The following is a 22,198-nucleotide window of genomic DNA, read 5'->3' on the forward strand; positions in this document are numbered from 1 at the left end:
CAGGATAAATTTTTTAATTAGAGTAGCTTCCTTTACTCTGTTTGATAAGGAGAATCATATGTATAACCAAAAGAGCTTTAAAGGAAATCACGTGTTTGGTACACTTTACCTCGTTCCAACACCGATCGGAAACTTGGAGGATATGACTGTTCGCAGTGTGCGGACATTACAAGAAGCGGATTTGATCGCAAGTGAGGATACACGCAATACACAAAAGCTATTGAATCATTTCGAGATCCAAACTCCCCAAAAAAGTTTGCACGAGCATAATTATAAAGAACGTATTCCTCAATTGATCGACTGGCTAAAAGAAGGAAAAATGATAGCACAAGTAAGCGATGCGGGCATGCCATCTATCAGTGATCCTGGGCATGAGCTTGTTGTTGCTTGTATCAAGCAAGATATTCCAGTCGTAGCATTGCCAGGACCTACCGCCGGAATGACTGCATTAATTGCTTCAGGTCTAGTTCCGCAGCCATTTTTATTTTATGGGTTTTTACCTAGAAAGAAAAAAGAACAAAAAACGATGTTGGAATCGCTGCGCAATCAAACAGCAACATTGATTTTTTATGAGTCACCTTATCGCGTAGTCGCAACGCTGACCAATATGTTGGAAGTGTTTGGTAATCGTCAAGTTGTGCTTTGTCGAGAATTGACGAAGATTCATGAAGAATATTTACGCGGAGACATTGAAGAATTACTTGGTTATTTAGAAAAACAGCCGATCAAGGGAGAATGCTGTTTACTTGTTGAGGGGAGTAACGAAGAGATCGTACCAAGTGAACAACTTCAAGGTACGTTAAAAGAACAGGTACAACAATTAATTGAGCAAGGAGAAAAAACTAACGTGGCAATCAAAACGATTGCAGTCAAAAATGGAATAAAAAAACAAGAAGTTTATCGTCAGTTCCATGAATTGGATGATTAACTTTTTATAAAAAATCGTTCAGAGGCTTGCTGTGGTGAACAGTCTTTTGAACGACTTTTTTCTTATAATCAATTAAGCACGAGGTACAGCTTCTTTGAAAAACGAACCTCCTAACTTGAAAGGGAACAAAAGTTCGTGTATAATGAAATGGGGTGAGTCTGATGGAATTACAGTTTCCTTTACATAATAATACATCTAGAAAAATCATTCATATCGATATGGATGCTTTTTTCGCGTCCGTTGAAGAACGAGATCACTCTGAGCTTCGTGGAAAACCCTTAGTGATTGCCAGACATCCCAGTGATACTGGCGGGCGTGGGGTAGTGACGACGGCTAACTATGAAGCACGTAAGTTCGGCATCCATTCCGCAATGAGTGCCCAAAAAGCCTATGAACTTTGTCCAGAAGCGATTTTCAAACCTGGAGACCACCAAAAATACAGTGCGATATCAAAAGAAGTCAAGGAGATTTTTTATCGCTATACAGACTTAGTCGAACCAGTTAGTATTGATGAAGCTTATTTAGATGTCACGAATAATAAAATCAATTGTAAATCAGCGATTAAAATCGCCCGAATGATCCAACTTGATATTTGGCAAACGGTGCATCTGACTTGTTCGGCTGGTGTCAGCTATAATAAATTTTTAGCGAAACTCGCATCAGATTTTCAAAAACCTAAAGGAATGACAGTCGTCACCCCCGAAGAAGCTGTCGATTTCTTAAAAGCATTACCAATCGAAAAATTTCATGGTGTTGGTAAGAAAACTGTTCCTAAAATGCATGAATTAGGTATTTTTACAGGAGAAGATCTTTATCAATGTACTGAAATGATGTTGATCCAACAGTTTGGTAAAATGGGGTATTCGTTATATCGAAAAGTAAGAGGTATTCATGATTCGCCGGTCAATGTCACCCGCGAGCGTAAGTCAGTCGGTAAAGAACATACGTATGGACAACCACTAAGAACAGAAGAAGAAGTTCTTGGTCAGTTGCGTCAGCTGGCTGAGAAAGTGGAAGATTCTCTCCGACGTGTCCAAAAACATGGAAAAACAGTTGTCTTGAAGGTCCGTTATACCGATTATTCTACAGTAACGAAGCGAGTGACATTACCAGAATATGTCTATAAAAAAGAAGCGCTGTTTTATCAAGCCAGTCTGATCTGGGAAGAGATTTTAGGGATAGAGAAGGGGATTCGTTTATTAGGTATCACACTGACGAATTTAGATCCGATGACTTATGAGAATATTGTGTTACCTTTGTGGGAAACGCAAACGATAGAATCAGAAATAGAATAAAGAATGCTCCATCTTAGACTTTGAGACAAAAGCGAAATTCACTTCTGTCTTGGCCTTTTAGATGGAGCATTCTTTATTGTGTTCAATCAAAACTGAGTATAGTTAAATCAGTTCTTGTTTTTTTATTTGTTCATATGTTTGCGTAGCATCTGTACATTTTTCCCAGATGACGACTTGTTTTTCAGCAAGCGATCGTTGCACGTCAATGATACGCTGATTGCTACTTCCACGAAATTGTAATTTGAAATCTCTTTTTGACCATTCAAAACGGCCATCAACAAGAATATCGATTTTCGAGAGCAGTTCTAATTTATCTTCCGAATCTTGTAATAATTCATCGAAGGTATAACCGGTCCAAGACCAGATGTCTTTGCTGTGACCAAATTCTTGGCGGATTCGCTCGACTAAACGTAGGCAAACATTCGTATTCAAAAAAGGTTCACCGCCTAAAAGTGTCAATCCTTGGACGTAATCATTGCGTAGATCAGCCATGATCTGTTCTTCCAGTTCTGGAGTGAATGGTTTGCCGTAACGGAAATTCTGAGCGGCTTTGTTAAAACAACCTTCACAGGCAAATAAACAGCCACTTACATATAAGCTATTACGAACACCTTCGCCATCTACAAAGTTGAACGGTTTATAATCGGCAATATAGTCATGACTATAATCTTGAGCCAGCCATTCTTTAGGTTTAGGATTTCTCATAGTAAAACTTCTTTCATTATAAAATGGTATCCGTTATAAAAAATTCTTGAAGGTCGTAGGAGACATAAGAAAATAGCCAGAGAAAGGGTGCTATCTCTCATATGATATGGAGTTGGATGTTTTTTTCACAACCTTATCTACGGTGTTCAAGAAGCAATACTTCGGTAATAAGTCAAAAAAATCTAAAATGAAACAGCCATTTTTGATTTTTCTGTCTTATTACTCAGTACTAAACGCTTCTTTCACAACCTTACTTCATATGTTTCACGCGTGATGAGATTTCTTTGTGTCTGCCGTGGACCATTGGGCGGGCTTGTGGGTTTCCTAGATAGCCGCATGTTCGTTTGACTACGTCACATGTTTTTGGATCGTGATTGCCGCATTCTGGGCATTCAAAGCCACGTTCAGTTGGTTGGAAATCTCCTTCAAAACCACATTGGTAGCAATGATCGATCGGCGTATTGGTTCCTAAATAGCCTACTTTATCATAGGCAAAGTCCCAAACAGCTTCTAATGCTTTAGGATTTTGTTGCAACACTGGATATTCACAGTAATGGATAAAGCCACCAGAACAGTATTTTGGATAGTCTTTTTCAAATTCAAGCTTTTCAAATGGCGTTGGATTTTTACGCACATCATAGTGGAAACTATTAGTATAATATTCTTTATCTGTGATATTTTCAACGATACCGAATTTTTCTGTATCTAAACGACAAAAACGATCCGTCAAGCTTTCGCTTGGTGTGGAGTATACACTGAAGTGATAGCCATATTCATTTCCCCAAGCGTCTGCATTAGCTTTTAGTTTTTTCACGATATCTAGAGTGAAGTCTTTGGCTTCTGCATTATTTTCCCACGCACCGCCAAAGAAAGAAGCAGCGACTTCATAAAGTCCGATGTAGCCTAATGAAACAGTTGCTCGACGATTTTTAAATAATTCATCTACAGCATCGGTACGAGATAGTCGTTTACCGAATGCACCATACATGTAAAGGATCGGTGCATTTGCAGGAATCGCTTCTTTACAACGTTCGACTCGATAAACTAAGGCATCTTTCATGATTGACAAGCGATCTGAAAGTAATTGCCAGAATTTTTCTTGGTCACCGTCTGCTTCTAAGGCGATCCGCGGCAAGTTCAACGTAACCACACCTAGATTCATTCTTCCGACATTCACTTCTTCACCGTTCTCGTCTTTCCAACCTTGTAAGAAGGAGCGACAGCCCATTGGTACTTTGAAACTTCCTGTCAATTCAACGATCTTGTCATAATTTAGAATATCTGGGTACATTCTTTTTGTGGCACATTCTAAGGCTAATTGTTTGATGTCATAGTTTGGATCAGTTGGTTTCAGATTGATTCCGTCTTTTAGTGTAAATATCAATTTGGGGAAGATCGCTGTCCGTTTCTCACTTCCTAATCCATTGATTCGGATTTGTAAAATCGCTTTTTGGATTTCTCGTTCAAACCAATTTTTACCTAGACCGAAGCCGAGTGAAGTAAAAGGCGTTTGTCCGTTGGAAGTGAAAAGTGTATTGATCTCATATTCCAAACTTTGCATAGCATCAAAAATATCTTTTTTGGTTTTTGCTTTTGCATAGGCTTCTTGCCGTTCGGGTGTGTCGATCCATTCTTTGGCATCAATTAAATGCTTTTTGTAATTTAATTGTGCAAAAGGAGCAAGCAATTCATCTGTACGATCGGCAGAACATCCGCCATATTGGCTAGATGCAACATTGGCAATGATCTGTGAGATCTGTGCCGTTGCTGTTTGGATCGATTTTGGTGATTCGACTTCTGCATTTCCGATTTTAAACCCGTTATTCAGCATACCTTTGAAGTCGATCAAACAGCAATTTGTCATTGGTGTATACGGATGGTAATCGAGATCATGATAATGGATATCGCCTTTTTGATGTGCGTTGGCAATATGCGGTGGAAGTAATTTCAATCCGATCGATTTCCCAACGATGCCAGCAGTCAAGTCACGCTGTGTATTGAATACATTACTATCCTTGTTCGCATTTTCGTTGACAACACTTTGGTCTTTATTGATCAGTTTCTCGATTGAAAAGTTGATATCTGTTGCTTTACTACGAGCAAAATCACGTTTTGTTCGATAATGGATATATTCTTCTGCTAAGGCATATTCGTTTTTTTCTAACAAAATATGTTCAACGATGTTTTGGATCTCATAGATTTTTACGTTATTTGCGAAGCGATTTTTGATTTCTTTGATCACAAGTTCTGCGATTGATTGGATCTTTTCGTACGTAATAGGAGATAAGGAACCGTGAATTTTCTTTTCTGCTTTGATCAGTGCGGCATTTATTTTCTGTTCATCAAATGGTACCTCGCGTCCATCGCGTTTGATGACAGTCATTTTTTTGGTTTCAGGCTGTTTTTCTAGCACAGCCATTTCTTGATCTGTTCGTTTCATTTTCTTCAGCTCCTACAAAAATTGTTCTTGTCTATCATAAAACAAATTGAAGAAAGGAGCAACTAATTATCTGCTACATATAGTGTTTTATCCCTGTATAATTGAATGAGTATACTATATATGGTGTATATTATCTTGTGAAAAAAAGTGAAAACGTGCAGTATCAGCTTTTGAAAAATACGTATTATTTTTTTTGAATAAAAAAATTGAATAAAAAAAATTCAGGATAATTTTCTTGAGTGACCAGGTGACAAAATCAAAAGGGAAAAAAATGAAAGGATGTGCTACTATTCAATTAAGGATAAAGGTGGAGGACTAGCATGAGTAAAATAATCGAAGTAAAACATTTAAGTAAAAGTTATGGAAGTAGTAAATCACCGGTTAAGGTGTTAGACAATGTTTCTTTTTCAGTTGAAGAAGGAGAGTTTATTGGCATCATGGGACCAAGTGGAGCGGGAAAGACGACTCTGATGAATATCTTATCAACGATCAATCTACCAACGATGGGCAGTGTGATGATCCAAGGAAATGAAATCACAAAAATGAAAAAACATGAATTGAGTGATTTCAGACGAAAAAAAATTGGCTTTATCTTTCAAACGTTCAATCTTATAGATACATTGAATGGTAAAGATAATATTTTACTTCCTTTAGCTGTTGAAAATATGGCGAAAGATGAAATGGACCGAAGAGTTTTACATGTGGCCCAGCTTTTGGGGATCGAAGAATTACTAAAACGTTATCCTGATGAAATGTCAGTTGGACAAAGACAACGGATTGCGGCAGCTAGAGCTTTAGTAGTAGAACCAGAGGTGATTTTCGCGGACGAACCAACCGGATCATTGGATTCAAAATCAGCAACAGAATTGTTGAATTATTTAAAAACAGTGAACGAAGTTGAAAAATCAACGATCTTATTAGTGACACATGATCCTTATACAGCTAGTTATTGCAACCGTATTTTATTTATCAAAGATGGGGTGATTTTTTCAGAAGTGATCCGCCGTGGGACAAGAAAAGAATTCTTTGAAAAAGTCATCGATATGCAGGCGACGATTGGAGGAGGCGGTAAAATCAATGCTTTATAAATTAGCCGCAAAAAGTTTTTTAAAACAATCAAGGGGCTATCTTGTCTATTTCTTCAGTTTGACCTTATCGACGATGATCTATTACTCTTTTAGCGCGATGACCTATGACCAATCACTGATTCGAAGGGCAAGTCAAGATGTTTCGATAGATAATATTTTAAAGCTTGGTAGTTGGATCATTACTGTTGTTTTACTCTTTTTCGTGCTCAGTGCTAATCGCTTTTTTCTCAATCGGAGACAAAAAGAGATTGGGATCTATCAATTATTCGGAATCAGCAAATTCCAGATTTCATCAATCTATGTGTTGGAAACGATGACCATTGGTTTTTTTGCTTGTATGTTAGGGATTTTATTGGGAAGTATTTTCTCAAAATTGTTTCAAATGATTTTAGTGCGAATGATGAAGATGGACATTACTAGTCGTTTTTTTATTCCTATCCCGTCCATTTTTGAAACCGTTGTGGTATTTTTTGTTATTCTTTCGGCAGTTTCTCTTTATTCACTATGGAAGATTTGGAGTTATCCCATGAATCGTAGTTTTGGGGAAAGAGAACAAGTGGAAAGTTCAATGTTGCGTATTCGCACAAGGCATCGTTTATTGGGCGTGATCGGAGTATTGATGATTTCTAGCAGCTATTTCGCTGCATTGAATTTCAAAGAAACAATTAGCCAACTCTTGGAAAAAAAAGTAAATCTAGGATTGATGATCGCTTTTCCGTTTTCAATATTGTTTTTCTGCATATTAGGGACCTACCTGTTCTTTCGTTATTCTTTTCGTTTACTGCTCCATTTGTTGAGCGAATCGAGATTTAAGTACCGAGGAACCAATTTTTTGTTAATTGGGAATACACAAATCCATCTGTTAAAAGGCTGGCGAATGAATTCGTTGATCACATTAGTTATTGGCCTATCTTTGGCAATGATCGGCGGAATGATTGGAAGGACGACGCTCGTTGCTCATCGTGAGGAAATTCATGCGCCTGTTTCATATCAATTAGATACTCAAACGGCAGATAAACTGCGACCGATCTTAACAGAAGAGAATCAGAAAATCAGCGACGAATTAGTCTTTCATTACAAAGTAGTAGGGAGCTATTATAATCTGAGTATTGGTTCGGTATCTGGTGGCAATGAAATCAAGCCAGTCAATTTGATTTCTGAAGAAGAATACCGCACCTTTCGCAAAATCAAACCTAGTTTGCCAAACATCAAACTTACAGAGAAAGACCATGCAATTATGTTAGATTCAGTAAAAACGATGTTTCGTGATTTTTCCAGTTATGGGAAAAAGATCTATTTGCCGGATAAACAAGAACTTTTGATCCAACAGGTTCTTCCTGGATATTTAGGAGATGAGAGCATGACCTATTATGGACCGTCCGCGATCTTTGTTCAAGGAATCTTTGGCCATGTAACTGGAGTATATGGAACAACGTTGGTCGTTACTCAAGAAATCTTTGACCGTGTCACTGGATTAGAATATCAGATCATCAATTGGAATGTGACTGGCGGTAATCAAGAAAAAATGACCGAACGATTAAATAAAGAAGTACCTACTAATTGGACACACACGATTTATTATAGTTATGAGATTACTGACCAAGGAATAGTTGGGACGATCCATACGGATGCTTCTAAAGAAGAGGAGAGCGAATATTCAGAAAATAAATTGACAGGACAAACATCACGTTTGAATTATAATGCGCGCTATCCTAGGTTGCGTGCCATTGACCGCCAAATTGGGATCAATATCTTTGTTGCCCTTTTTGTTGGAATGATCGTGATCATTGCAACCGGTAGTATCTTGATGGTGCGACAATTATCCGAAGCTGAAATTGAACGAACCAATTATCAATTGCTGACAAAATTAGGGATTGCTCAACGCAAAACAAATCGGATGATCTATAAACAAAATGCGTTGATGTTTTTTCCACCGATGATTTTGGGCATCACTCATGCAGTATTTGCCATCAATGTGTTTTCTCAATATGTAGAAGGAGCAGACTATTGGTTGGTATACTTTGTTTGTGGCTTATTGATCGTCATTTACCTACTCTTTTACTTTATGACTAGCCGTTTGTATTGTCGGATCATTGAGGAATAAGAAAAATAGAGCAAAAAGGGTATCTTATTCTAGCTGAACGAAAGACAGAATCGAGTTGTACGCATTTATTTTCGTACGGCTCTTTTTTTGTTCTCTTTAGTTAGTGACAAAACTGTTAGCTGTAAAGCGCATTCTGTTAGTAAAACAAATGTTTTTTTGTGGATAGAATGAGTAGAATTTGACTAAGGATCTAAATAGGAGGTAAAAGAGATGAAACAATGGTGGCAGCAACCACAGGTTCGATATTGGCGAACTTTTATGCTTCGAACCCTTGTTTATTCGACGATACTATTATTACTCATTTATTTGTATCATTACAAAAATATTCAAGGTGGAACATTTATATATAACGAATTCTAGGAGGGAAACGATGAAGAAAAAAGGAATCGTGGCTGCGATCGATTTTTGGGGAATAGCAGACCCAGAGAGGATCGCCTATCAGACAGCAGAGGAGCGACACACATATCAAGAACTGAAGCACTCCTCAGATGCATTAGGCTATTACTTAGAGAAGCGTTTGACTACGAAGGGACCAATCATCGTGTTCGGCAATCTAGAGTTTGAGATGGTGGTAGCATTCTTAGGCGCAGTGAAAGCAGGACATGCGTATCTACCGATTGATGCCCAAACACCGAAGGAACGGATCGAAGCGATTTTACGTGTCGCACAACCTAGTATGATCATTAGTTTAAGTGACTGGGAGATTGAGACAGATATACCAATCATCCAAAAAGATTGTTTACGCTCGATTATCGCCTCGATAGTTGGTTATCCATTTGAGCATACAGTGAAAGGTGATGAAAATTTTTATCTTATTTTTACTTCAGGTACTACAGGAGAACCCAAAGGCGTGCAAATTAGTCATGATAACTTGGTGAGCTTTGTCGATTGGGTCTTGCGCGACTTTCCAATCAAAGAGGGACAAGCTTTTTTAGCACAAGCACCTTTCTCTTTTGATTTATCTGTGTTCACTTTGTATCCAGCGTTAGTTTCCGGGGGATCATCAAGCCTTTATTCAAGGAAAACATCCAAGATTTTCAAAAATTATTTACTATTTTACCACAATTAAAACTGGACATCTGGGTATCGACTCCTTCGTTTGTTGATATTTGCTTGATGGACATATCTTTTGACGAGGGACATTTACCAGAGCTGGCTACATTCATTTTCTGTGGCGAGGAATTGACGAAGAAAACGGCGCAAGCGTTACTCGAACGGTTTCCTTCAGCCAAAATTTACAACACGTATGGGCCGACAGAAGCGACAGTAGCCATCTCCAGTATATTGATCACAAGAGAAGTATTGACTACGTATGAACGTTTACCAATTGGCTATGTCAAGTCCGATACGACCGTATCCATTTTGAAAAATGGTGAAAGTGATCGCGGCGAGATTTTGATTACTGGTCCTAGCGTGTCAAAAGGCTATTTGAACAATCCTGAAAAAACGAAGGAAGTGTTCTTTCAAGTAACTGGGCATCAAAACTATCGAACAGGAGATGCAGGATATTTAGCAGAGGATGGTTTGCTTTTTATTGAGGGAAGAATCGATCAACAGGTGAAATTACATGGCTACCGCATTGAATTAGGTGATATTGAACATGCCTTGCTTAAAGATGAACGAATCAATCAAGCAATCGTTGTTCCCAAATATCAAGGGTCGAAAGTCCAACAATTAGTGGCGTTTGTTGTATTGAATCAAGCGATTCCGGATACTAATTATCAGTTGATACGTTCGATCAAACAAAGGTTGACCGATTTTCTGATGGACTATATGATCCCACAAAAAGTGGCGTTTATTGACCAATTGCCACAAACGAACAATGGGAAAATTGATCGAAAAGCATTGACAGCTGAGGTGAATAGGTGATGAGTCTCCCACATATGATTCCTTATGCGGAGCCGTATTATTTTCTATTACTGAGTTTCGCGTTAGCGCCAATCATTTTTTCCCTACTATTTTTTCAGAAACGTTTAGGAACTTATCAAGTTCTTGTAACTTTCTTTTTCTTGTTCATCAGCTTTGGAGGAACGTATTGGCAACAAGGACTTGCTTTGATTGGCTATGTGATTTGGCAAAGTATACTTGTTTGGTGTTATTTCACTTATCGAAAAAAAAGCAACCAGAGTGTATGGTTTTATCTAGCGGTAGTTCTAGCAATTCTACCTTTAGCGATTACGAAAGTCACACCATTTCTAACATCTGGTAAGGAATCACTGTTTAGTTTTCTGGGAATTTCTTATTTAACATTCAAATCGGTACAAATGATCATGGAAATGAGAGACGGTATGATCAAAACCTATCATCCTTACCGTTATATTCAGTTCTTGTTGTTTTTTCCAACCATTTCTTCAGGACCAATCGATCGTTATCGAAGATTTGAAAAAGATCAGCTCCAACCACCAACAAAGGAACAATATCTGGAAATGTTGGAAAAAGGGGTCCATCATCTGTTTATGGGTTTTTTATACAAATTCATCATCGGTCATTATCTCGGACAGGTACTTTTACCCATCGTATCAAAGGGTGCCTTGGCTCATGGGGGAATCTCGTGGTGGCTATTGGGTTACATGTATGTCTATAGTTTGTATCTCTTTTTCGATTTTGCTGGCTATAGTTTGTTTGCAGTTGGTACGAGCTATTTGATGGGCTATGATACCCCGATCAATTTCAACAAACCATTTTTAGCTTGGAATATTAAAGAATTCTGGAATCGTTGGCATATGTCTTTGTCCTTCTGGTTCAGAGATTACGTATATATGCGGTTGATGTTCTTCTTGATGAAGAAAAAATGGTTCAAGAGCAAGATCGTGACTTCAAATATCGGATACTTTGCATTGTTTCTATTGATGGGTATCTGGCACGGTTTGACATGGTTCTACATTTTGTATGGTATCTATCATGCAACGCTGATTTGTGTGACAGATGCATGGATTCGCTACAAGAAAAAACGGAAGAAAAAACTTCCTTCCAATCGCTTGACCCACGCCTTTTCTGTTTTTATGACGTTTCAAGCAGTGTGTGCTAGCTTATTGATTTTTTCAGGATTTTTAGATCAACTATTTTTTAAATAAATGACGAGTTTAAAGGAGAGAATAGAAATGGAAGAACAAGTTTTAACGATTTTAGCAGAGATTACAGGTACAGATGAAGTGAAAGAAAATAAAGAAATCGATTTGTTTGGTGAAGGTTTATTGGATTCACTAGGCTCTGTTCAATTATTAGTTGAGTTGGATGGACAGCTTGATGTACAAGTTCCTGTATCAGAATTTGATCGAGAAGAATGGGCTACACCAAATAAAATCATTGATCAAGTCAACGAATTGAAGGAATAACCATGAAGAAAAAGCTGTTTGCGATTTTTGGTCCAGTGATACTTGCGTTTATACTGATTGCGATTTTTTTCACTTCATCTTATCGCGTGAATGTAGCTGACCCAGAAATCATTCATAGAGCAGCCAGTTCGATGTCAGACAACGTCTTACGAGGGGATGTAATCAAAAATACAGCTTTTACTGAAAAAAAGTATGTGCCTTTTCTTGGCTCGAGTGAATTGAGTAGGATCAGTCCTTTTCATCCTTCTGTTTTAGCCCAGAAATATCAACGGAGCTACGAACCATTTTTATTAGGTGCGCCTGGGACCCAATCGCTAAGCCAGTTCATGATGATGCGCTCAGCTAGTAAGGATCTCAGAAATAAAAAAGTAGTGGTCATCGTGTCACCTCAGTGGTTCGTAAAAGACGGGGTGAAGGAAGACTATTTCAGTACCCACTATTCAGAGTTACAGACATTGGATTGGCTGTTTTCAATAAAAAAAGTGATCGCTTCAGATCGCTATTTCGCGCGACGTTTATTAAGTTTTTCAATCGTTTCGAAAGATGAGGACATCACGCGGATTTTAAGTACAGTACAAAAAGGAATCAAACCCAATGATAAAGAATTAGCGGGCTTGGAAGATAAATGGAACATCTTGAAGCGTGAGGATGAATTATTTAGTGGGATTGGTTTGACGGATAAACAAAAACAGATCGATCAAGCGACCAAACCATTACCAACTAGTTATGAAAAAGAACAACTAAATAAGCTCGCTACGCAGATTGGTGCTAGTAAAACTAAGAATAATCCTTTTGCACTAAAAGATGATTTCTACAATACCCGAATCAAACACCATTTAGCTGAGTTGAAAGACTCACAGAAAGACTGGGATTATCGTTTTTCAAAGGAATATTCTGATTTTCAATTATTATTGCAGCAACTAGCAAATGAACATACTGAAGCATTATTCATTCTTCCGCCAGTGAATGAAAAGTGGAGTGATTATACCGGTTTGTCTCAAGAAATGTTGCAAGGATTTGCCAAAAAAATCAAGTATCAATTAAAGAAACAAGGATTTCAACACATCGCAGATTTAACCAAAATGGCTAGTGTGCCCTATTTTATGGAAGATACAATCCATCTTGGTTGGCAAGGCTGGTTGACTGCAGATCAGTATATCCAACCTTTCCTAGAAGAGAAGCAACCAGTGTCTCATTATCAGATAGATGATGCTTTCTATAGTAAGGATTGGCAATTGCAAACCCCAGATACCCTACCAGAAAAATAAACGATGCATTGGAATCAAAATACAAGACGAATGAAGAAATTCGTGGAATGACCTGTAATGTCCCAATAGAGGGGATGTTATGGGTTATTTTTTAGATGGTAGCAGGTTCAAAAGAAGATGGGCGTTATAATATGACTGCATAAATCAAACAAATATGCTGCCCCAAAATCAGTGAACAATGATATAATTCTACTATTAAGTATGGAAAAGAGGGAAAGCGTTTGAATAAAAATGAAGAACAATTATTGATTGATTTAACAACTGCGCGTGGCGTACCGGGAAATGAAGAAGAGGTGCGAAAAGTCTATAAAAAATATGCAGAGCAGTTCACAGATGATATTTTTTACGATGGTTTAGGTAGTATCATCGCAAAACATGATTCTGGCAAGGGCCCTAAAGTATTTATCTCCGGACATATGGATGAAGTGGGCTTTATGGTTACAAAGATCACAGATAAAGGATTTATTGAATTTCAAACACTTGGTGGTTGGTGGGGCCAAGTCATGTTGGCGCAACAAGTAGAAATCAAGACTCAAGAGGGAAAAATCATCCATGGCGTGATTGGTTCAAAACCACCACATGTCTTGACTGCTGAAGTTCGTAACAAACCTTATGATATCAAAGATATGTTTATTGACATCGGGGCGACAAGCAAAGAAGAAGCGACGGAATGGGGCATTCGTCCTGGTGATATGGTCACTCCTTATATTGAATATCGTCGAATGAATGATGGAAAATTCTTGTTAGCAAAAGCATGGGACAATCGTATTGGGACAGCTGTTTCTTTACGTGTACTTGAAAATCTAGCAAAAGAAGGACATCCGAATGTCTTATTTGCTGGAAGTGATGTACAAGAAGAAGTTGGTTTAAGAGGTGCGCGCACAAGTACTCATTTGGTTGACCCTGACATTGCGATTGCTTTAGATACAGGTACTGCTGGTGATACACCAGGGATGACACCGAAAGAGGCAGATTCAATTTTAGGTAAAGGACCACAAATCTTGATTTTCGATGCTTCGATGATCCCACATAAAAAATTATTGAATTTTGTGATTCAAGTGGCAGAAGAAATGGCTATTCCATTCCAGTATACTGTCATCACCGGTGGGGAACAGATGCGGGCCAAATGCATGTGTCACGTAATGGTGTGCCATCTATTGCAATCACTGTACCCGTTCGTTATCTGCATTCACATACATCGATCATCCATGAGGAAGATTACTTCAATACAGTGAAGTTAGTTACTGAAGTAGTCAAACGTTTGGATAGTGAAAAAGTAGCAGAAATTAGGAGTTATGAGTAATGAAGAATGTTTCTGAATATCGAAAAAAAGCCCGGGCATCTTTAGAAGGACAGTGGGGGATCAATGCTTGGATCATTTTCCTTTCAGTCTTTATTGGGTTGATTATCCAGCAGCTTTTTGTAGGCATCTTCCCAATAGATAGCACACAGGCAAACGTACTCAATTTTTTGCTTCAACACGTATTGATCTTTGCGTTTACTTATGGGGTCTATTATATCTCGTTAGTTGTGGTCAGAGGTGGGCGAGCAAAATCCAATCTATTGTTTGCTGTTTTTCAAAAAGAATATTTTGTACCGATTCTGCTTATCAATCTTTTAAATACCGTATTCAATTGGCTGATCAATGGTATTATACTTTTGCCTAGTTTTTTGATTGGCGGATTCAATACGTATATCAATCTACTTTTTAATGGAAATGCATCACCACAAGGGGTGATGAATGATTTTACGATTGATCTGAGCTTTGCAGTCTTTACAACTTTACTATTCTTCGTGTCGTTATTTGTGATGACGATCGTTGCAGGATTGTTCCAATTTGCTGCTTGGACAAAGTTTGACTATCCGAAACTGACAGTTATCCAAAGTTTGAAATATGCCTGGTTTTTATTGAAAGATCGTATTGGGACCTATCTTCTTCTGCAACTTTCATTTATTGGTTGGTATATTCTCGGATTTATTGCGCTGTTCTTTGGTTTACTTTGGGTAATTGCTTATGTCAATGTGTCGATTGCACAATTTTACGAACAAGCTCGTATTGAAAAAGGCAGCCCAATGGAATACTTTCACTTCGAATAAGCAGTTTTTCTTATGAAAATAAGAAATTGTGGTAGCATAAGTTTTTGAGGGGGAATCAGTCATGAAATTAACCGTTTTAGGTTGCTTAGGTGCATATCCTTATAAAAAACAAGGAACGACGAGTTATCTGTTGCAAGCTGATCAATTTAATTTGTTGATTGATGCAGGGAGCGCAACGCTTGTGAAATTGGAAGACCATCTCGATCCGCTTGCTTTAGATGCTGTGATCATCAGCCATTATCATCATGACCATATCGCAGATCTAGGTGTTTTGCAATATGAGTGGCAATTGCATCCAAACAGAGATCAGGAAAAGATATTACCAATCTATGGACATACGAAAGATGCCAGTCATTTTGAACAATTGACGATACCGGGAGTGTCCCAAGGAGTGGCATATGATCCAACCCAAGAACTTGAAGTCGGACCATTTTCGATCACTTTCTTGGAAACAATTCATCCAGTGGTTTGTTATGCCATGCGTATTGTCGAAAGAGCCACCGGAAAAGTACTTGTTTTTACAGGAGATTCTGGCTATTTAGAGAGTTTTATCCCCTTTGCTAAAGAGGCGGATCTCTTTTTGGCAGACACGTATCTTTTTGCAGGAAATGAGCGACATAAAGCGCATTTCACTTCAAAAGAATCCGGAGAGATCGCAAAAGCGGCAAAAGTCAAAAAACTAGTTTTGACACACTTGCCACAATTCGGTAACCTAACACAATTAGAGAATGAAGCAAAAGAAGCGGCTGGAGAAGAAATCGAAGTTGCCTTAGCCGAAGTCGATAAAGTGTTTGATATATAGGAGGACGAGCAGAATGATTTTTGTACCAAATGAAAACCACGATCCAAGAGTAAATTTAGCAATCGAGACCTTTTTACTGCAAGAGATGCCATTAGAAGAACCAATTTTGCTTTTTTACATCAATGAACCGTCAATTATTATTGGTCGAAATCAAAACACGATCGAAGAAATCAATCGTGAATATGTTGAAGAACATGGCATCCATGTGGTCCGTCGTTTAAGCGGTGGTGGGGCAGTATATCATGATTTTGGTAATTTGAATTTCAGTTTCATCATGCCAGATGATGGGGATTCGTTCCGTGACTTTGCGAAGGTGACTAAACCAATTATCCAAGCATTACACGAATTAGGTATTTCAGGTGCCGAATTAAAAGGACGTAATGACCTGGTAATCGATGGCTTGAAGTTTTCAGGGAATGCCATGTATGCTACAAATGGTCGAATGTTTGCTCATGGAACGATCATGTTCGATTCAGACATTAATGAGGTAGTCAATGCGCTTAAAGTAAAAAAAGAAAAAATCGAATCCAAAGGAATCAAATCAATTCGTTCGCGAGTTACTAATATCAAACCATTCTTACCTGAGGAAAAACAAGGGATGACAACCGAAGAATTTCGTGAAGACATTCTTTTGAAAATTTTCGGCGTATCTTCAGTAGAAGACGTAAAGACCTATGAATTGACAGAAAAAGATTGGGAAAAAATCAATCAAATTTCTGAGCAGTATTATCGAAATTGGGATTGGAACTATGGAAAATCACCAGATTTCAACTTTTCACGTCAAAAACGCTTTTCGATTGGATCGATCGAGGTACATCTGAATGTCTCAGAAGGGATCATCGAGGATGTAAAAATCTTTGGCGATTTCTTTGGTCTAGGAGATATCAAAGATGTTGAACAAGTGTTGACGGGTATAAAGTATGACAAAGCTACCTTACAAGAAGTAGTGGAAACGATCGATATCAAGAAGTATTTTGGTGCAATCGAAGCACAAGATTTATTGGAGTTATTGTACTAGATAAAATTGTGACAGAAGCGTTTTGACCTAGGAAGTAAGATAGAAAGTTGAAAAATAGTTTTTCGTATTTTACAATTTTTTAGTTTAATGTTGAATATCCGCTTCTGGAACATCATTTATTCGGATGTAGGGTGATAAGCTGACGGATAGCCAATATCCCAGACCCGACAAATCTAAAATAGAATCGATCATAAGACCTTCAAAAACAGCCTGTTGACTGCTTTTGAAGGTCTTTTTTAACTAGATGGTATATTGATTTTTAGGCGATCGACTCACTTATCTTTTTCTTGGACCAAGGTGCTGCTATCTAGCCAAAATCAATTTTGTTAGTTGGTGACCTGTCGGAAAAAGAGACAAATCCAATTGTCTTGTTTCGTCTACGATCCGTTTTAAGTAAGTTTTCACTTCGGCTTGTTCATTTGTATCAATCAATTGACTCAGTTCTTCCATTTGTACAACAAAGTCATTTTTTGCTTGATCGATTTGTTGGATCTGTTCTTGGATTTTTATATAATATGTTTCAATCAGATCTGTTTGGTTTGTAAGAAAAGACGTTCTTTATGGTAACTATCGATTTTCATGATATTCTCCATGATATTGTATCCGACAAATAACAATCAGGAGAATCGCAAATAAGAGCGTGGGCCATTTGATGATCGAATGCCCAATCGAATATAAGAAGATAGCGATCAAACCGATCCAAAGACTACATACAATGAAAAAAAGTGCTTACAACACTAACAACACTAGCAAAGGGCATTAATTCAGATAATTCAAAATATGAAAATAATGCATAAAGTAAGATGTTGGCAAAAACAAATGTTTGGAAATAGCAGAAATAACCATACCATTTCTGTTAGTTTGTCATTTTGGACTGATAGTAAAAAATAATCAGTATAGAAGTCAAGATTGCAAATAAGTGTGAAAAAATCGAATGTACGATTGGTTCAAAAAGAACACTGCTCAAGATATATTCCGAAATCGATTCAAATCCAAGCACGAAAGAAAATAAGGTCAAAATCAATAATGAATGATCTGATCTATTATGTCTGTAGAGAATATAGCTAGTCCAGATCAACAATCCGATGGCAATAACAAAAGCCAAGATCATCGCGATGTCTTGTGGGATTGATTGTGAGAAAATGAAGCTGATCATTGGAATGGTAGTTCCCAAATCAACTTTAGATGTTAGACCAGTATAATTTTGATAAGGCGAGGAAACAACGATTTTCAACGTCTTGCCTACATAGGGTTCTAGTAGATCGATGATCGATACAGACAATCCATGATTGTTTCGTGCGCTTTCTTTAGGGCGACTGTAGAGTAGTGTGTCATCTAATGAGACACAGCCATTGATGGTTGCCTTTGATTAAGAGATTGGCATGAAGGGGTAATGAAAAAAATAAGCGATACTTATTATAAATAACGATATAGATATAATAAGTACGCTTCATTTAATTTTCATAGAGAATGGTATAATTTTATTACATCAGTTATTTAAAATAACCATAGACAAATCTCCTTTAATAAATTATCTAATTACAGAGTAAAATTTTTTCATTTAACAGTCAATTTTTAGCTATTTTTATAGTTTTTTGTTCGCTTGTTTATTTTTTTATAGAGAATATTCAAACTGAGTATTAATATTGTCAAAAAAAATTCGTTATTATATTATAGATTTAATAAAATGTTTATTAAGGAGGTTCAATGTGCCTATCTATAAAAAAATAACTTTTTTTAGTTCGATTTCGTTAGTGGTTCTTCTAGCAATCATTTTGTGTGTCGTGCGGCTCCCTCGAGTATTTGGACTGACACCGCATATCATTGATGATCAAGCGATGGCATCGTCTTATGCAGAAGGAAGTCTGATCTATGTACAAAAAAGAAAGACAGATACGATTTTAGTTGGAGATGTGATCACCTACTATGAAAATTCAGGTAAACATATCGTGACAAGAAGAGTCGTTGCTATTGAAGATCAACACCAGTATTTTTACACGAAAGCTGATGGAAAAACGCAAATCGAAGTTGAAGCAGTACGAGATCGTAATATTATTGGCACGCCTGTATTCAAGATCCCGTACATAGGGTTATTGTTCTCACGGCATGCGTTCAATTGGATGAAAGGGGTATTCTTAGGAATCGCTGTGTGCTTGTCCTCCATTACAGCTTGGCATACCTACCTTGAACTGAAACAACGTCGAGAGAAAGAAACTGATTTTTTTTCTGACATGCAATAATCATATTTTTATTTACCAGCTTCTCCCTCTTGTCGAAAGATAGGTTTCTTCGTATAATGTTTGGAAGAGGAGGGGAAGTATGCGTAATGAAATGATGCATCGTCCCGTTGTAAAAGAAGAGTTATTGGATTTTATGCGGACAAAACAAAAACAGTTAACTGGAGAATTGGGGAAAGTTGAAGAGGAAGCACATGCGGCGGAAGTGCCGATCATCCCTCATGAGACGGTCGTCTTTTTGCAATTTTTATTGGGACAGATCAAACCAAAAGAAGTACTTGAAATTGGAGCTGCGATTGGTTTTTCATCTAGTTTGATGGCACAAGTCATTGGAAAAGAAGGTCATGTGACGACGATCGATCGCTTTGATGTGATGATCAGAAAAGCGAAAGCAACGTATGAGCGTTTAGAGATGACGGATCGAGTGACATTATTAGAAGGCCAAGCGGCTGATATTTTACCAACATTGACAGGTCCTTATGACTTTATATTTATGGATAGTGCAAAATCAAAATATATCGAATTCTTGCCTGAATGCCTTCGTGTATTGAAAAAAGGCGGCGTCTTGATGGTTGATGATATTTTTCAAGGAGGGACGATTCTTCTGTCAGATGAAGAGATCCCAAGAGGGAAACGAGCGATCCATCGTAAATTGAATGAATTTCTGCGCGTGGTCATGGAACATCCGGATTTGACCTCTACGTTGTTACCTTTGGGTGATGGTGTGATTTTGATCACGAAAGAGGCAGAAACGATCAACTTATAATTGCCAGATTTTCTTAGTAAAGATGCAAAAGAATGCTAGCTAAGCGAGTAGCTAAGTCGATCTCATTGATAGCAAGGCAGAAGTTGAAAGTAGGGAATCCATCCAGTCAAGTTCTGCCTTACTATGTTGAACGAAACAGACTTTCATGTTCCATGTTAAAATGACAAGTCGATCGTAGAAAAAAATACAAGATGAAAATCGTGCCTGTATTTTGATAGTACATTCTGTAAGAAAAAAGTACGATAAAAATTTTTGTTTCATAAAATAACTATTTTGTATTGACATAAGCTTTTAATTTATCTATAATTATTTTTGTTCCGCTAAAGTTGTCATAGTAGCTCAGCTGGATAGAGCATCCGCCTTCTAAGCGGACGGTCGGGGGTTCGAATCCCTCCTGTGACGTAAAAAGCCGTTAGAAACTTTTGTTTCTAGCGGCTTTTTTATATTAGGATAAATAAGAGCTATTCGTCAATAAGTTTTGAAGGTACAGGTTTGATCGTATAAAAAATCGATGGTTCAAATTCCAAAAAATAAGATCAAATCATATAAGAGATGCGCAAGCATAAGGATCAATAAGTTTTGTGTTTTTAACCAGGCATAGAGAGAAGTGGCATGAGCCAAACCAATAATAAAAATACATTGATGGAGATTTCCATCGTATACGGCATAATGGCTGAGACCAAAAACCAATAGAGAAATCGTACTAGCGCCCCAAATAGAAAATTTAGTACGCATAAATGTAAAAAGTAAAAGAAAGACCAGAACGAAGATCGCAACAATATAAATTTCTTCTTCAACCAGACTCAAGCTAAGCTGTGATAAATGTAGGATTATTCTATCAACAATTTAGTATCACCTGTTTTTTTTCTGGGAGTTTTTCATTTTGATCAATGTAGGTAAATCGAACATCTATGGTAAAATAGAGCATCAACATCAACTGGACGATCAAAAAGGACCGATGTTCATTCGGTCGAAAATCGAAAGGGCTTATTTCAGGAGAGGATAAAGGGAAACGTTTATGTTAATCACAAAAAAATGGATGGATCGTTTAACAGGTCCGTATAGATCAGCAGGAATGTTTCGCTGTTTTGCGGAATCTCAGAGTTTGGACAGTATCAGTAGTAAAGTGATTTTATTGATCGATGAGACCAAAGTGACGATTTTATTTTTAAACTTTTTTCAAACAAAGGTTATTGATCATCTCACGTATGAACGCACAGCGATCGAAGAGGAACAAGTTGCATTAGGTGGCGGTTTATCAGTTATCTGGCGTTTTTCCGCGGGCAATAAGCATTGGCGGTTTCGAATCATCAAAAAAATCATTCCTTTAGGGGATGAACAAAGAGAATTTTTGATGCAACTCGAGTAAAGACATAATTCACGAAAAAGAAGAACGGTTATACAACTAGGATATCATTGCTAGTGTTCTTCTTTTTTGATTAAAACCGTGTGATGATGTCATCTAAAATAGCAATCAATTCTTCTTTCTCCACGTTTAGATTCCCATTGATCCACTCAGTTAAAACACTAGTAGTGCCGGAAATAGAAAAAAGAACCTCTACTTTATTTTTGATATCTTTCCTATCTAATTGTTCTTCGTCTATGACTCTTTTTATCAGGATCTGTGTAAGTTGGACAGAGAGTTCATCATCCATGAAATCATTGAAGAAAAAGTGAAAAACAGCTTTGTTCTCATCTACATGATTGACTAAAGCATGGACGAATCGGCGAAAGTCATATTGCTCTTTGTTGGGGTAAGTTTGATCGAAGATATCTATCAGTGTACAAATCGATTCTTCAATGATTTTTGAACGCAAATCATAGATATCCTCATAATGAGTATAAAACGTCCCTCTCCCGATATCTGCTTGTTGTGAAAGCTCCGCAATCGTGATTTTATTGATGGGTTTTTCTTTCGTTAAATCTAAAAAGGCTTGTTTGATTGCGTGCTTCGTTCTTTTGCTTCGACGATCCATTTGTTTCTCCTTTTTTTGACAGTATCTTCCTAAGTGTTCATTATTGGACAGATGTTGAATCATTGCCTATAGGAAGTCACTTTTTAAGTAATTATAATAAAGTTACGTAAAGAAAGAAAGTTTTGTTTCAAAAGGAGTA

20 protein-coding genes, 1 tRNA gene and 2 pseudogenes are annotated in these 22,198 nt (G+C 37.5%); 17 read left to right on the plus strand and 6 right to left on the minus strand.

Annotated features, from left to right (window positions below; translation table 11 throughout):
• The first annotated feature begins 58 nt into the window (after positions 1-58).
• Both rsmI and dinB read left to right on the plus strand, forming a co-directional pair.
• Positions 59-928, plus strand: coding sequence for a 16S rRNA (cytidine(1402)-2'-O)-methyltransferase (gene rsmI, locus CYK55_RS03915; RefSeq protein ID WP_034689075.1), 870 nt, complete (start codon positions 59-61; stop codon positions 926-928).
• Between the two features lie 158 nt (positions 929-1,086).
• Positions 1,087-2,223 (plus strand): DNA polymerase IV, encoded by a 1,137-nt coding sequence (gene dinB / locus CYK55_RS03920; protein WP_200868965.1) that lies wholly within the window; start codon positions 1,087-1,089, stop codon positions 2,221-2,223.
• A 102-nt stretch (positions 2,224-2,325) separates the two neighbouring features.
• On the opposite strand, the gene nrdG is transcribed toward dinB, so the two are convergent.
• Complete coding sequence (nrdG, locus tag CYK55_RS03925) at positions 2,326-2,928, minus strand: anaerobic ribonucleoside-triphosphate reductase activating protein (RefSeq protein WP_034689073.1); 603 nt, start codon at positions 2,926-2,928, stop codon at positions 2,326-2,328.
• Between the two features lie 250 nt (positions 2,929-3,178).
• A complete protein-coding gene (gene nrdD, locus CYK55_RS03930) occupies positions 3,179-5,368 on the minus strand; it encodes an anaerobic ribonucleoside-triphosphate reductase (protein WP_034689072.1) in 2,190 nt (729 codons plus the stop codon).
• A 320-nt stretch (positions 5,369-5,688) separates the two neighbouring features.
• Between nrdD and CYK55_RS03935 the strand changes: the two genes are divergently transcribed.
• The 11 genes and pseudogenes from CYK55_RS03935 to CYK55_RS03985 all read left to right on the plus strand — a co-directional run bounded on the left by CYK55_RS03935 (position 5,689) and on the right by CYK55_RS03985 (position 17,080).
• Positions 5,689-6,456 carry an ABC transporter ATP-binding protein gene (locus tag CYK55_RS03935; protein ID WP_019723768.1) on the plus strand — a complete coding sequence of 256 codons (768 nt, stop codon included), beginning with the start codon at positions 5,689-5,691 and terminating at the stop codon, positions 6,454-6,456.
• Positions 6,446-8,560, plus strand: a complete 2,115-nt coding sequence (locus CYK55_RS03940) for an ABC transporter permease (RefSeq protein ID WP_126133973.1) — start codon at positions 6,446-6,448, stop codon at positions 8,558-8,560. The genes CYK55_RS03935 and CYK55_RS03940 overlap by 11 nt, the downstream gene beginning before the upstream one ends.
• Positions 8,561-8,770: 210 nt before the next feature.
• Positions 8,771-8,920 (plus strand): teichoic acid D-Ala incorporation-associated protein DltX, encoded by a 150-nt coding sequence (locus CYK55_RS03945; RefSeq protein WP_010736035.1) that lies wholly within the window; start codon positions 8,771-8,773, stop codon positions 8,918-8,920.
• A 10-nt stretch (positions 8,921-8,930) separates the two neighbouring features.
• A pseudogene (dltA, locus tag CYK55_RS03950) lies at positions 8,931-10,429 on the plus strand (D-alanine--poly(phosphoribitol) ligase subunit DltA).
• Positions 10,429-11,634: a D-alanyl-lipoteichoic acid biosynthesis protein DltB gene (gene dltB, locus CYK55_RS03955; RefSeq protein WP_034689069.1), complete on the plus strand. Its 1,206-nt coding sequence runs from the start codon at positions 10,429-10,431 to the stop codon at positions 11,632-11,634. Before dltA ends, dltB begins: the two are co-directional and overlap by 1 nt.
• 27 nt (positions 11,635-11,661) lie before the next feature.
• The gene (gene dltC, locus CYK55_RS03960) at positions 11,662-11,895 is read left to right on the plus strand and encodes a D-alanine--poly(phosphoribitol) ligase subunit DltC (RefSeq protein ID WP_034689068.1); all 234 of its coding nucleotides are present in this window, start codon (positions 11,662-11,664) and stop codon (positions 11,893-11,895) included.
• A gap of 2 nt (positions 11,896-11,897) precedes the next feature.
• Positions 11,898-13,163 (plus strand): D-alanyl-lipoteichoic acid biosynthesis protein DltD, encoded by a 1,266-nt coding sequence (gene dltD / locus CYK55_RS03965; RefSeq protein ID WP_126133974.1) that lies wholly within the window; start codon positions 11,898-11,900, stop codon positions 13,161-13,163.
• Between the two features lie 416 nt (positions 13,164-13,579).
• Positions 13,580-14,466, plus strand: a pseudogene (locus tag CYK55_RS03970) (M42 family metallopeptidase).
• Positions 14,466-15,260, plus strand: coding sequence for a DUF975 family protein (locus tag CYK55_RS03975; protein ID WP_034689063.1), 795 nt, complete (start codon positions 14,466-14,468; stop codon positions 15,258-15,260). Before CYK55_RS03970 ends, CYK55_RS03975 begins: the two are co-directional and overlap by 1 nt.
• Before the next feature lie 61 nt (positions 15,261-15,321).
• Positions 15,322-16,062 carry an MBL fold metallo-hydrolase gene (locus CYK55_RS03980; protein WP_126133975.1) on the plus strand — a complete coding sequence of 247 codons (741 nt, stop codon included), beginning with the start codon at positions 15,322-15,324 and terminating at the stop codon, positions 16,060-16,062.
• 13 nt (positions 16,063-16,075) lie between these two features.
• Complete coding sequence (locus CYK55_RS03985) at positions 16,076-17,080, plus strand: lipoate--protein ligase (protein ID WP_034689061.1); 1,005 nt, start codon at positions 16,076-16,078, stop codon at positions 17,078-17,080.
• A 303-nt stretch (positions 17,081-17,383) separates the two neighbouring features.
• Here the strand turns inward: CYK55_RS03985 and CYK55_RS13430 are convergent, their stop codons facing one another.
• Both CYK55_RS13430 and CYK55_RS03990 read right to left on the minus strand, forming a co-directional pair.
• Positions 17,384-17,530: a hypothetical protein gene (locus tag CYK55_RS13430; protein ID WP_161633740.1), complete on the minus strand. Its 147-nt coding sequence runs from the start codon at positions 17,528-17,530 to the stop codon at positions 17,384-17,386.
• Between the two features lie 406 nt (positions 17,531-17,936).
• Entirely contained in the window at positions 17,937-18,362 is a 426-nt protein-coding gene (locus CYK55_RS03990; RefSeq protein ID WP_126133976.1) for a hypothetical protein, read from the minus strand.
• A 427-nt stretch (positions 18,363-18,789) separates the two neighbouring features.
• Here CYK55_RS03990 and CYK55_RS03995 point away from each other — a divergent pair, with 427 nt between their 5' ends.
• The 3 genes from CYK55_RS03995 (at position 18,790) to CYK55_RS04005 (ending at position 20,485) form a co-directional block, all read left to right on the plus strand.
• Positions 18,790-19,320, plus strand: a complete 531-nt coding sequence (locus CYK55_RS03995; RefSeq protein WP_126133977.1) for a signal peptidase I — start codon at positions 18,790-18,792, stop codon at positions 19,318-19,320.
• 79 nt (positions 19,321-19,399) lie between these two features.
• Positions 19,400-20,083, plus strand: coding sequence for an O-methyltransferase (locus tag CYK55_RS04000; RefSeq protein WP_034689058.1), 684 nt, complete (start codon positions 19,400-19,402; stop codon positions 20,081-20,083).
• A gap of 328 nt (positions 20,084-20,411) precedes the next feature.
• Positions 20,412-20,485: transfer RNA gene (locus CYK55_RS04005), tRNA-Arg, on the plus strand.
• Positions 20,486-20,599: 114 nt separating this feature from the next.
• Here the strand turns inward: CYK55_RS04005 and CYK55_RS14050 are convergent.
• A complete protein-coding gene (locus tag CYK55_RS14050; RefSeq protein ID WP_126133978.1) occupies positions 20,600-20,890 on the minus strand; it encodes a CPBP family glutamic-type intramembrane protease in 291 nt (96 codons plus the stop codon).
• Between the two features lie 211 nt (positions 20,891-21,101).
• Between CYK55_RS14050 and CYK55_RS04015 the strand changes: the two genes are divergently transcribed.
• A complete protein-coding gene (locus CYK55_RS04015) occupies positions 21,102-21,452 on the plus strand; it encodes a hypothetical protein (protein WP_034690675.1) in 351 nt (116 codons plus the stop codon).
• Positions 21,453-21,522: 70 nt separating this feature from the next.
• Here CYK55_RS04015 and CYK55_RS04020 read toward each other — a convergent pair whose 3' ends face one another.
• Positions 21,523-22,059 (minus strand): TetR/AcrR family transcriptional regulator, encoded by a 537-nt coding sequence (locus tag CYK55_RS04020; protein ID WP_034690678.1) that lies wholly within the window; start codon positions 22,057-22,059, stop codon positions 21,523-21,525.
• Between the last annotated feature and the right edge of the window lie 139 nt (positions 22,060-22,198).

Origin of the sequence: Enterococcus mundtii, assembly GCF_003957375.1 — a bacterium.
Classification (GTDB): domain Bacteria; phylum Bacillota; class Bacilli; order Lactobacillales; family Enterococcaceae; genus Enterococcus_B; species Enterococcus_B spodopteracolus.